General features: G+C 66.5%; 8 protein-coding genes. 5 read left to right on the plus strand and 3 right to left on the minus strand.

All coding sequences use genetic code 11. The features are described 5' to 3' along the window. The first annotated feature begins 6 nt into the window (after positions 1-6). The 3 genes from ACW7G2_RS02295 to ACW7G2_RS02305 all read left to right on the plus strand — a co-directional run bounded on the left by ACW7G2_RS02295 (position 7) and on the right by ACW7G2_RS02305 (position 3,224). Entirely contained in the window at positions 7-1,029 is a 1,023-nt protein-coding gene (locus ACW7G2_RS02295) for an agmatine deiminase family protein (protein WP_456972319.1), read from the plus strand. A 75-nt stretch (positions 1,030-1,104) separates the two neighbouring features. Then, a complete protein-coding gene (locus ACW7G2_RS02300; RefSeq protein WP_456972321.1) occupies positions 1,105-1,989 on the plus strand; it encodes a carbon-nitrogen hydrolase in 885 nt (294 codons plus the stop codon). A 26-nt stretch (positions 1,990-2,015) separates the two neighbouring features. Continuing rightward, on the plus strand, positions 2,016-3,224 hold the full coding sequence (locus ACW7G2_RS02305; RefSeq protein WP_456972323.1) for a TraB/GumN family protein: 1,209 nt from the start codon (positions 2,016-2,018) through the stop codon (positions 3,222-3,224). A 146-nt stretch (positions 3,225-3,370) separates the two neighbouring features. On the opposite strand, the gene ACW7G2_RS02310 is transcribed toward ACW7G2_RS02305, so the two are convergent. The 3 genes from ACW7G2_RS02310 to ACW7G2_RS02320 are packed head-to-tail and all read right to left on the minus strand — an operon-like array spanning position 3,371 to position 11,018. Next, positions 3,371-6,451, minus strand: coding sequence for an efflux RND transporter permease subunit (locus tag ACW7G2_RS02310; protein WP_456972325.1), 3,081 nt, complete (start codon positions 6,449-6,451; stop codon positions 3,371-3,373). After that, a complete protein-coding gene (locus ACW7G2_RS02315; RefSeq protein ID WP_456972327.1) occupies positions 6,448-9,891 on the minus strand; it encodes an efflux RND transporter permease subunit in 3,444 nt (1,147 codons plus the stop codon). The genes ACW7G2_RS02310 and ACW7G2_RS02315 overlap by 4 nt, the downstream gene beginning before the upstream one ends. Beyond that, the gene (locus tag ACW7G2_RS02320) at positions 9,888-11,018 is read right to left on the minus strand and encodes an efflux RND transporter periplasmic adaptor subunit (protein WP_456972329.1); all 1,131 of its coding nucleotides are present in this window, start codon (positions 11,016-11,018) and stop codon (positions 9,888-9,890) included. Before ACW7G2_RS02320 ends, ACW7G2_RS02315 begins: the two co-directional genes overlap by 4 nt. Before the next feature lie 274 nt (positions 11,019-11,292). On the opposite strand from ACW7G2_RS02320, the gene ACW7G2_RS02325 reads away from it, so the two are divergent. Further along, positions 11,293-11,637: a c-type cytochrome gene (locus ACW7G2_RS02325; protein ID WP_456972820.1), complete on the plus strand. Its 345-nt coding sequence runs from the start codon at positions 11,293-11,295 to the stop codon at positions 11,635-11,637. Positions 11,638-11,645: 8 nt separating this feature from the next. After that, positions 11,646-12,050, plus strand: a complete 405-nt coding sequence (locus tag ACW7G2_RS02330) for a c-type cytochrome (protein ID WP_456972331.1) — start codon at positions 11,646-11,648, stop codon at positions 12,048-12,050. Positions 12,051-12,202 lie beyond the last annotated feature (152 nt).

Genomic DNA, 12,202 nt, shown 5'->3' on the forward strand with positions numbered 1-12,202 from the left:
GGTCAGATGCGTTTCCCCGCGGAGTGGGAATCACAGTCCGCGGTGCTGCTTGCGTGGCCTCACGCCGGCACCGACTGGGCCGATCGGCTGGCTGAGATCGAGGAGTGCTACATCTGTCTGGTGGAGGCGATCGCCCGTTTCCAGCCGGCGGTGATCTGCGTTGCAGACGCCGATGTGGAAGCCTACGCGCGAGCCCGACTGGCTTCGGCCCGGATCGACATGTCGCGGGTCCATTTCGTGGAAGTGGAATACGACGACACCTGGCTGCGTGATACCGGCCCGGTGACCTTGCGCGATGGCGAAGGCTTCCGCCTGCTGGATTTCCGCTTCACCGGCTGGGGCGGGAAATTCGGTGCCGCCCGTGATGACCGCTTGATCAGCCAGCTGCATGCAGCTGGAATCTTCGCGAACAATACCCTGCAAGAAATTGATTTTGCTCTGGAAGGCGGCGCCATCGAGACGGATGGCGAGGGAACGTTGCTGAGCACCCTTCGCTGTCTGCAGGAGCGCCATCCCACCCTGTCGCAGGCTGAACTGGAGCAACGGCTGGGAGAATGGCTGCGGCAGGATCATTTCCTGTGGCTGCGCCATGGGTACATGGAAGGCGACGATACCGACGCCCACATCGACACCCTCGCCCGCTTTGCCGCGCCGGGCGCGATCGTCTACCAGTCCTGCGACGATCCGGCCGACAGCCACCACGCCGAACTGCAGGCGATGGCCGACGAGCTTGCCGCCATGCGTACCCGCGATGGTGCCCCGTACCGCCTGTTCCCGCTGCCCTGGCCGGCGCCGGTGCTGGACGACGGTCGCCGCCTGCCGGCTTCCTACGCCAACTTCCTGATCATCAACGGCGCGGTGCTGATGCCGGCCTACGATGACCCCGCCGACGATCAGGCCGCTGCAGTCCTGGCAGAAGCCTTCCCCGGCCGGGAGATCGTCCAGGTTCCCTGCCGCCCGCTGGTATGGCAGAACGGAAGCCTGCACTGCCTCACCATGCAGATGCCAAAGGGCAGCCTGGCGGTGTGAACCGCATCCTGCTGGGGCGGGTACACGCGCCCCCGCACTCGCACGGCAAAACGCAGCGCACCCTACAATGGGGCGATGAAAAACAAGACTCTTCCCGTCGCGCTGATCCAGGAGCGCAGCCACGGCGATGCCGAGGAAAACCTGGCCGTCATTGAAACCCGCGTCGCCGAGGCCGCAGCCGCCGGCGCGAGGCTGGTGATGCTGCAGGAGCTGCACAACGGCCCCTACTTCTGCCAGCACGAATCGGTGGATGAGTTCGACCGCGCAGAATCCATCCCCGGACCCAGCACCGAGCGTCTATCCAGGCTGGCGAAGCAGCACAACGTGGTCATCGTCGGCTCGCTGTTCGAGCGCCGGGCGCCCGGCCTGTATCACAACACGGCAGTGGTGCTGGAAACCGATGGCACCCTGCTCGGCAAGTACCGGAAGATGCACATTCCCGACGACCCGGGCTTCTACGAGAAGTTCTATTTCACCCCGGGCGACATGGGCTTCACCCCGATCGACAGTTCGGTCGGCAGGCTGGGCCTGCTGGTGTGCTGGGACCAGTGGTATCCGGAAGCCGCGCGCCTGATGGCATTGGCGGGCGCCGAGATCCTGCTCTACCCCACTGCCATCGGCTGGGATCCGGACGACGACCAGGACGAGAAACAGCGTCAGCGCGACTCCTGGATCATCAGCCATCGCGGCCACGCCGTTGCCAACGGTCTGCCGGTGCTGTCCTGCAACCGGGTCGGGCATGAAGCCTCCCCGCTGGGCGCCTCAGGCGTCGACTTCTGGGGCAACAGCCACGTGCTGGGCCCGCAGGGTGAATTCCTGGCCGAGGCAGGTGGCGATCCGGAAGTATTGCTGGCCGAGATCGACATGGCCCGCAGCGAGGACGTGCGCCGGATCTGGCCGTTCCTTCGCGACCGCCGCATTGACGCTTACGCCGATCTGCTTCGCCGCTACATCGATTGAACCCAGACAGCAGGCCCGGCCCCCCGATGACAGATACCCAGCCCTCACTGTGGCAGGAACAGCCGCATGCCGTCGTTGAACGCGATGGCGTGCGTTACACCCTGCTTGGAACCGCCCACGTCTCCCGCGCCAGCGTGGACGCTGTGGAAGACGCGATTGAAACCGGCGGTTTCGACACCGTCGCGGTGGAACTCGACGAAGCCCGGTTGCAGGCACTGACCAACCCTGATTCGCTGGCCAAACTTGACCTGGTGCAGGTGATCCGCAAAGGCCGCGTGGCGATGTTTGCCGCCAACCTGGCATTGGCCGCCTATCAACGCCGCCTGGCTGAACAGCTGGGGATCGAACCCGGGGCCGAACTGAAGCGGGCCGCCGCGGTCGCCCAGGAGCGCGGTCTCGCCCTGGAGCTGATCGACCGCGATGTCGGCCTGACCTTCCGCCGCGCATCGGGCAGCCTGGGCTTCTTCGGCAAGATGAAGCTGGCCAGCGGCCTGTTTGCCGGCCTGCTCAGCAGCGACGAAATGGGCGAGGAGGAGATCGAGAAGCTCAAGCAGGGTGACATCCTCGAATCAACCTTCGGCGAGTTCGCCCAGGCCAGCCCTGCCCTGTATGCAAGCGTGATCACCGAGCGCGACCGTTACATGGCAGCGCGCCTGCGCCAGGTGCCGTCTGGGTCCAGGGAAGTGCTGGCCGTGGTCGGGGCCGGCCATCTGGCGGGCCTGGCACGGCATCTGGCCGAAGACCAGGATCGCCCGGAAGACACCCGTGAGGCGCTTGAGCATGTGCCACCGACACGCGGGCTGCGCTGGATTGGCACCGCGATCATGGTGCTGATCCTGGCCATGATCGGCTGGGGCTACTGGCAGGGTGGCGCCGAGATGGGCCGTCAGCTGGTGCTGGAATGGGTAGTGATCACCGCGGGTTTTGCAGCGCTGGGGACGATCCTGGCTGCCGGGCATCCGCTCGGCGTCATCGCAGCGGCGGTCTCGGCGCCGCTCAAGCCGTTCCGTCCACCGGGTGTCTCGCCGGGGCTGTTCAGCGGCCTGGTCGAAGCCCATTTCCGCAAGCCCGCCTACGGGGACTTCCTCGCCCTGCGCGACGATGCCGCCACGCTGCGCGGCTGGTACCGCAACCGCGTCTCGCGGACCCTGCTCAACTTCATCCTCACCAACCTGGGCTCCAGCTTGGGGGTGTGGGTGGCCGGCCTGCGGATCGCCGGCAAGCTGATGGCCTGACCAGCGATCCGCACTCCGGTAGGAGCGCGCCATGCGCGCGAAACCGCGTGACATCGATCGGCGCCGCGTGGCTTCGGCTCCAACGTAATAACCGAAGCTCCTCCGCAACGCCAGGATTCACGCGGCTTCGCGCGTACGACGCGCTCCTACTGCGGGGCGGTTGCCGGGTCGCGTCGGGCGTCCACGCCGCGGGTGCGGCGCAGGACCCGCCTGGTGCCGTTGGCCAGGTCGTCGAGGATGGCGTAGATGGTCGGCAGGAACAGCAGGCTGACGATGGTGGAGAACGCCAGTCCACCAGCCACTGCCCGTGCCATCGGCGAATAGGCCAAGCCGCCCAGCACTACCGTCTCACTCAGCGAGATCGGCACCATGGCCAACACCGCCGTGCCCATGGTCATCAGGATCGGGCGCAGGCGTTCGCGGCTGCCGGCCACCAGCGCATCGATGCGGCTCATTCCGGTGCGGCGCAGGTTGTTGATGTGCTCGACCATGATGATCCCGTTGTTCACCACCACCCCCATCAGCACCAGGATGCCGATGAAGGCCATCACCGTGAACGAAGTGCCGGTGAGCCAGAACAGCCAGAACACGCCCAGGATCGAGAACAGCACGCAGCTCATGATCGCCGCGGGAAACAGCAGCGATTCGAACACCGCGGCCATGACCACGTAGATCATGACAATGGCCAGCAGCAGGTTGAACATCATCTGGCCCATGGCCTGCTGGTCTTCTTCAAACCCGCTGCCGGCGAAGCTGTAGCCGTAGCCGGCCGGGAGCGCCACCGCGCCCAGGGTCTGTTCCATCGCGGCGCGGGCCTCGGCCATGGTGGCCTCGCCGCCCAGGTTGGCCTGGATTGCCAGCGAGGTCTGCCGATCGGTGCGGGTGATGCGGTTGGCGGCGGGGTCGATCGAGATGTCGACCATGGCCATCAGCGGCACCGTGCGACCGTCCGGCGAGCGCACGGTGAACGTGGCAATGTCCTCGGCGCTGTATTCCTCGGCGCCGGCAAAGCGCACCCACACCGGCACCTCGTTGTCGCCGCGGCGGAACTCGCGCAGCTGGTTGCCGCGCAGCGCCAGGCCAACGAAGGTGGAGACCTGCTCGGCACTGAAGCCGAATGCGGCCGCACGCTCGCGGTCCACCCGCACGCTCAGTTCGTTGGCACGGTCCCCTGCTTCGATACGCACGTCGCGCAGCTCCGGCCGCTGGGCAAGGATCGGCACCAGGTCCTGGCCCAGGTCGCGCAGCACTTCCATGCTGTCGCCGACCAGCTGCACCTGCACGTTCTGTCCCAGCCCCCCGCCCTGCTCACCGCTGCCGCGCACGCCGATATCGGCCCGTGCCGAAACGGGCAGCCCGGCGCTGATCGCTTCAGCGATCGGCCTGCTGTCGCGCACGCTGCTGTCCACGGTGATCATGGTGCCGGCGTCGCTCTGCTCGCCGAACCAGGAATACACCTGGGTGATGCGGAAGCGCTCGCGGTTCTCATCCAGGTAGCGTTCCACCCGCAGGACCTCATCGGAGACCTGGTCCAGCGTGTAGCTGCCCTTCCACTGGTAGTAGAGCTGCAGCTCGCCCGCCTCGCCGCCGCCAAACATGTCGAATTTGGTTTGCGTCATCGGCACCACGCTGACGGCGATCACCAGCAGGATCCCGACCACGCTCCAGCCGCGGTGCTCCAGGCTCCAGCGCAGTACACGGGCGTAGCGCTGCTGCATGCGCGGGATCAGGCCGCCCGGACGCTGCACCGCGGCCGGCGTCTTCATGCGCGCGGACAGCATCGGGATCAGGCTCACCGCCACCAGCCACGAGGCCAGCAGCGACACCGAAATGGTGATCGCGATCTGGGCCATGAAGATGCTGATGTTGTTGGTCTCGCCCAGCAGATTGGGCAGGAACACGATGCAGTGGCAGATGGTGCCCGCCGAGAGAGCAATGGCCACGTTGCGGGTGCCCACCACCGACGCGCGCCAAGGCTGGTCGGGCACCTTCTCGCGTTCCTGGTAGATGCTCTCCACCACCACCACGGCGTTGTCGACCAACATGCCGACCGCAAGCAGCAGCCCCATCAGGCTGAGAACATTCAGGGTCACGCCGAAGAAGTGCATGAAGCCCAGGGTCATCACGAAGCAGATCGGGATTGCCAGGGTGACCATCAGCGTCGACGGCCAGTGCCGCAGGAAGAAGAACAGCACCACGATCGAGAGCAGCAGGCCGATCAGCCCGGCCTCGGCCAGCTCCAAAAGTGAGTCGGTGACCTCATCACCCATGTTCTGGGTCACCCGGAAATCGATGCCGCGCAACGCGGGGTTCTCACGTGCCTCCTCCAGCGCCGCAAGCGCCTCGCGCGAGACCTCCACGAGGTTGGCATCGCGCTCCTTGTAGACCTCAAGGCCCACCGCTGAACGGCCGTCCAGCCGGCGACCGTAGTCCATCCGCGAAGGCTTGAAGCGGACGTCGGCCACGTCGCCCAGGCGCAGGCCGCGTTCGTTGAGCGGCAGGTCACGCAGCTCCTGCAGGTCGTTGATTTCTCCCAGCGGCTGGACCCGCAGGCGCTGCCCGCCGTCTTCGATCAGGCCGGCGGAAACAGAGAAGTTCACCGTCTGCAGGCGCGAGGCCAGGGCATTCAGTTCCAGCCCATGCGCGCCCAATCGATCAGGATCGATCGCGATCTCCACCTCGTTCGGAGGCGCGCCGCTGATCTCCACCCGCGCCACCCCCGGCACCCGTTCGATGCGCCGCTTGAGCTGGCGGTCGAGCAGATCGTAGGCGCCGGTCAGGTCGGTGTCGGCGGCCATCCGCACCCGCAGCACCGGCTGGTCGCTGGTGGACCATTTGTGCACGAAGTAGCGGCGGAAGTCGTCCGGCAGTTCACCACGCACCGCATCCACGCGTTCGCGCGCCTCGGAAGCGGCAATGGCGGTGTCGCGGTCCCAGTCGGAAAACTCCAAAAACACGCCGGCGCTGTCAGCGGTGGCGTTGGATTGCATGCGCTTGATGCCGGTCATGGTGGCCAACGCCTCCTCCACCGGCCGCAGCACGTTGCGCTCCACCTCTTCCGGCGTCGATCCCGGATAGGGCAGCTGCACGTACAGGAACGGGGCCGACACGTCCGGCAGCGCTTCCAGCGGCAAACGGAACGCGGAGATCAGACCCACCACGAACAGCGATACAAACAGCATCACCGTGGTGACCGGGCGCTTGAGGCTCAGCTCGGCGACGCTCATGCCAGCTGCTGCTCCGTGTCGCCCTGCTCTGTGCTGCCCTGCTCCGCTGCCGCGCCCAGGCGCGCGCGCCGGCCGCGTTCGGCATACCAGGCATCGCCGCGGCGATCGAGCAGGTCGTACACCACCGGGATCACCAGCAGGGTCAACAGCGTGGACACCAGCAGCCCGCCGATCACCGTAATCGCCATCGGCGATCGCACCTCGGCACCTTCGCCGAAGGCCAGCGCCAGCGGCAGGAAACCGAACAGCGTGCTGAGCGTGGTCATGGCGATCGGCCGCAGACGCGAGCGCGCGCCCTCGACCAGCGCCTCGCGCTTGGCCACGCCGGCCTCGCGCAGCTGGTTGACCTTGTCGATCAGGATGATCGCGTTTTTCACCACCAGACCGACCATCAATATCAAGCCGATGAACACCACCACCGAAATCGTGTTGCCGGTGACCAGCAGCGCCAGCACCGCGCCGACCATCGCCAGCGGAATGGTGAACAGGATCACGAACGGATGCAGCAGCGACTCGAACTGCGAGGCCATCACCAGATAGACCATGAAGATGGCCAGGCCGAAGGCGAACATCAGCGAGCGGATTGATTCACCCAGCTCCTCGCCCTGCCCGCCGATATGCATGGAGATGTCGGCACCCAGCGGGTCGGCAGCCACCATCTGCTGGACTTCGGCCACTGCGGTGCCCAGGTCGATGCCGGCCAGGTTGGCCGAGACCATCGCCACCCGTCCCTGGTCGGCGCGGTGGATTTCACTCGGGCCAACGGTCGCCACCACGTCTGCAACCGCCGCGAGGCGGACAGGCCGGGCGGCGGCGGGATTGACCACCAGGTTGCGGATCCGCTCCACCGAATCGCGTTCGCTTTCCTGCGCCCTGACCAGCACGTCGATCTTGCGATCGCGGAAGTTGTAGCGGGTGGCGACTTCACCGCGAACCGAGCGCACCACGGCGTCGGCGATCTCGCGTGTGGTCAGGCCCAGTGAGCCTGCCCGCTCCTGGTCGAACACGATCTGGATCTCCGGCGCCCCCTGCTCACCGGTGGATTTCACGTCCGCGTAGTTGGGGTTGGCGCGCAGCATGGCAGCCATCTTTTGCCCGGCAGCGGCCAGTGCGTCCAGGTTCTGGCCCTGCAGTTCGATCTCCAGCGGCGTGGAAAAGCTGAACAACGATGGTCGACTGAAATCCACCTGCACGCCGGGGTAGACGCTGACGGTCTGACGCAGGCGCTGGATCAGCTCCGCCTCCAGGGCGCGGCTACCACCTCCCGCCATCACCACGCTCAGCTTGCCAACGTTCTCGCCGCTGTCGGTGGGGCTGGCGTCCAGCCGCGTGCCGGTACCGCTGACGCCGAACAGCACCTGGATGCCGGGATCATCGGCATGCCGGGCCTGCACCTCACGCACCACGCGGTCGGTTTCCCGCAGCGGCGTGCCCGGCGGCAGCTTGACGGTCATCTCAAAGCGGTCCTGGGCGAGCTGGGGGATCAGATCCGTTCCCAGCATCGGCGCCACCAGCAATGCCAGCGCGAAGGCGCCGGCGGCGATCCCGAGCACCAGGCCCGGCCGGGCGATCGCACGCGGCAGCGTCCGCAGGTAACGCTCTTCCGCGTGGCCGTACAGATGCATTGCCGCCCCGCTGGCGCGGTCCGCTACGGGAGACACCACGGCTGTCAGCAGCCGCCACCCGCGCACCACGAGCCACGACACGAGGTACAGCGCCCCCCGCACCGCGGCACTGACCCAGCGGCCCACTGCGGCAAACGGCTTCTGCCACAGTCGCTGCGGCCGCCACGGCTGGCGGACGGCTTCGTCCGGAAATGCCAGCGGCGGCCTGCCCTTGAGCGAGCTGAGCATCGGGATCAGGGTGACCGCCACCAGCAGCGATACACCGACCGCGATCGCAATCGTGAGCGCCTGGTCACCAAACAGCTGTCCGGCGATTCCTTCCACGAACACCAGCGGCAGGAACACGGCAATGATCGTCAGCGTGGATGCCACCACTGCCATGCTGACCTCGCGCGTGCCCTCGATCGCCGACGCCAGGATGCCCAGCCCGCGCTCGCGCGCCTTGGCGATGCTTTCCAGCACCACGATGGAATCATCCACCACCAGGCCCGCCGCCAGCGCCAGGCCGCTGAGCGACATGACGTTCAAGCTCAGGCCCAGCTGGTCCATGAAGAAGAAGGTGGTGATGATCGAGATCGGCAGCGACAGCCCCACCACCAGCGTGCTCCAGCCGCTGCGCAGGAACAGGAAGATGATCAGGATGGCCAGCGCGCCGCCAATCACCGCGTCCACTTTGACGTCGCTGATCGCAGCGCGGATGAACTTGGCCTGGTCGTCGACCACGGTCAGGTTGATGTCCGCCGGCAGCCGCTCACGGATCTGCAGGATGCGTGCGTGCACCGCGTCGGCGGTGGCCACGGTGTTGGCATCGCCTTCCTTGTAAAGCGCCAGCTCCACCGCTTCGCGCCCATCCAGGCGGATGATCGCCTCACGCTCCTTGTAGCCTTGGGTGACCGTGGCGATATCGCCCAGGCGCACCGGGCGGCCATCGGCAACGGCACGATTGCCGGCGGAAGCCGCGCTCTGCGCGGACATGGCTGCCGCCATCACCGAAGCATCGCCGGAGGCGGCGGCAATCCGCGCCACCTCTTCCGCCCCGCCACCGCCGGAGCTGGCGGACTGGGTGGCCACCAGCATGTTGCGGATCTCGTCGACGCTGGAGAACTGGTTGACCGTGCGCACCAGATAGCGCTGGTTGCCCTGCTCCAGCCGTCCACCGGACAGGTTGATATTTTCCTGCTGCAGCCGCTGGATCACGCTCTCGATGGGCAGTCCGATCCGCACCAGCTGCTGGGTGTCCAGTTCCACCTGGATCTCATCTTCCAGGCCGCCGCCAACCCGCACCGCCGCGACCCCGGGAACCGACTCCAGCCGCCGCTTGAGGTCGTCGTCGGCATAGCGCCGCAGAGAATTGAGCTGCCCAACCTCGTTACCTTCGGCTGCGGCCGACAGCGCCACGCGCAGGATCGGCTCGGTGGAAGGATTGAAACGCAGCAGCACCGGCGGCTGCACTTCAAATGGCAGCTGCAGCGTCTCCAGTTTGTCGCGCACCTCCAGGCTGGCCTGGTCCATGTCGGAGCCCCAGGCGAACTCCAGCACCACGTCACTTTGGCCCGTGCGCGACACCGATTTGAGCTTGCGCAGGCCCTTGACCACGCCCAGCGCTTCCTCCACCGGCTCGGTGATCAGGGTTTCCACCTCCATCGGTGCCGCGCCGGTGTACTCGGTACGCACGGTCAGGGTGGGATAGCTCAGGTCGGGAAGCAGGTTGACCCGCAGGTTGCCCAGCGCGATCAGGCCGAACAGCAGGAAGCTGATCGTCACCATGGCCACGGTGACCCGGCGCCGGGTGGCGAATTCCACCACGCCGCTCATTGGCTCTTACCGTCTGCCTGCTGCGCGCCTTCTTCGGCGACTGCCGGCCCGGGATCGACCGCCCTGTCGCCGATCACCTGCACGGTGCTGCCATCGCGCAGCGCAGCCTTGCCGGCGATGACCACCCGGTCGCCCACTGCCAGGCCGCTGACCACTTCGACAAAGCTGCCGTCCACGTGGCCGGGCTCCACCGGCGTGCGGTACGCCAGCCCATCGCGGACCAGGTAGACCATCGGATCGCCTTCATCCTCCAGCAGTGCCAGGCGCGGAATCGTCAGCACGTCGGCGCGCTGGTCGTAATCGATCCGGAAGCGGCCGAACATGCCCGGCTGCAATACCTGCTCGCCTTCGAACACGCTGATCACCCGGAAGGTGCCGCTGCCCGCGTCCACCACCGGTGCGACCCGGTCAACGCGGCCTTCAAACACCTGGCCCGGCAATGCATCCACCTGCATCTTCACCGGCTGTCCGGCCTTGAGGGTGGCCAGCTCGCGCTCGGGTACGTTGAGCGTGGCCTCCAGGCGGGAGTTGTCCACGATCCGCATGATCGGAGTGTTGATCTGGACGAAGTTTCCGGTCTTGATCGATCGCGAGGCGATGACTCCGGAGATCGGCGCGGTCACCGTGGTGTATGACAGTTCCAGGCGCGCGAGGTTGTAGGACGCGCGCGCATTTTCCAGGTCATAGCGCATCTGGTCGTGTTCGCCGGCGCTGATCAGCTGCTGCGCCGCCAGCTGTTCGGCACGGCGGTAGTTGCTTTCCAGCTTGCGCATCTGGGCCTCGATCTGCGCCACCGCGAGGCGCGCGCGATCCGGGTCCAGACGCACCAGTGCCTGGCCTGCCTTCACTGCCTGGCCTTCTTCCACCAGCACCTGAAGCGCCACCCCGGAGGTCTTGGCCACCACTTGGGCTTCTGCCAGCGGCTCCAGTGAAGCGGTGCCGGTATAGCTCGCGGCGATGGTGCGCGGAGCAGCCTCCACCACCTCCACCGGCACGGCCTGTTCCTGTTCGCTGTTGCCGGCCTGGGCATCGCCCTGCGGCCGGCTGCAGGCAGCCAGTACCGTCAGCGCGGCAATCAACAACAGCGACCACAGGCGGTGGCCACTCCTGGAAGAAGTTGCAAGCATGGGAGGTGACTCTGTTTGGTGTTGTAGTTATGTATATCACCGGACCGGTAAGCGCAAATCCGCCAAAGGTCATGGTGGTCCTGGCAAAGCCTGCAATTGCGCGGGAAAAGCGCTCCCCATCCGCATCCAGCCGCCTCCTTGCAGGGAGCTGGGGCAGCGATTGTACGGCAGGCTATACTGCGCCGATGGAGCGCCGAGGGGGATGATGTCAGCGGCGCCCATATGGCAGTCAGTCACGCTACATCCAGCCAACAAAAACGCGGGAAAATACATGATGCGACCGCTGCACCTTGCCGCTTGCCTTGCTCTCGCCGCGCTTCCTTTCGCGGCTTTCACCCAGGAACTGGACGCTACTGCACCGACGGAAGGCTCCGTCGAGGAAGGCCGCATGCTGGGCTATACCTGCATGGGCTGCCACGGCATCCCGGAGTACCGGAATGCCTATCCCGCCTACCGGGTGCCGAAGATCGGCGGGCAGTCGAAGGAATACCTCACCAACGCGCTGACCGAATACAAGCGTGGCACGCGGCGCCATCCGACCATGGAAGCCCAGGCCAAGAGCTTTTCCGATCAGGACATCGCCGCCCTGGCAGCCTTCCTGTCCAGCGTGAACAAGTGAGGGACGCCATGATCAAGTCGAAAAACGCCGTGTTCGTTTCCCTCTTCGTCGCCGCCGCGGCGCTGACCGCCTGCGCTCCGGCCGACGGTGAAAGCTCGTCGGCGGGACTGCCGAAGGGTCGCGTCGAGGCCGGTGAGCTGCAGGCCAGCGTCAAGGGTGAGGCTACCGGCCAGACCTGCGTGGACTGCCATGGCGCGGACGGCAACCAGCCGCTGGATCCGACCTATCCGAAGATCGGTGGTCAATACGAGGATTACCTGGGCCATGCCCTGCAGCAGTACCGCAGCGGCCGGCGCGACCATTCGCTGATGTCCAACCAGGCCCAGGGGCTGACCGACCAGCAGATTGCGGACCTGGCGGCGTTCTTCGCCTCCCAGCCCTCCCAGCTGACCGACCTCAGCGGCGCGTACTGACCGCCCCGGCCGGCCCAGCGGGCCGGCCTGTCCTGCTGCCCGCACGCCGCCATGCGGCGATCGTCGGTGCCTCCACCTCTCCGATGCAGGAGCGCGCCATGCGCGCGAAGCCGCGTGAATCATGGCTTGCGGAGGAGCTTCGGTGAGTGCCT

The organism is Luteimonas sp. A277, assembly GCF_054052045.1.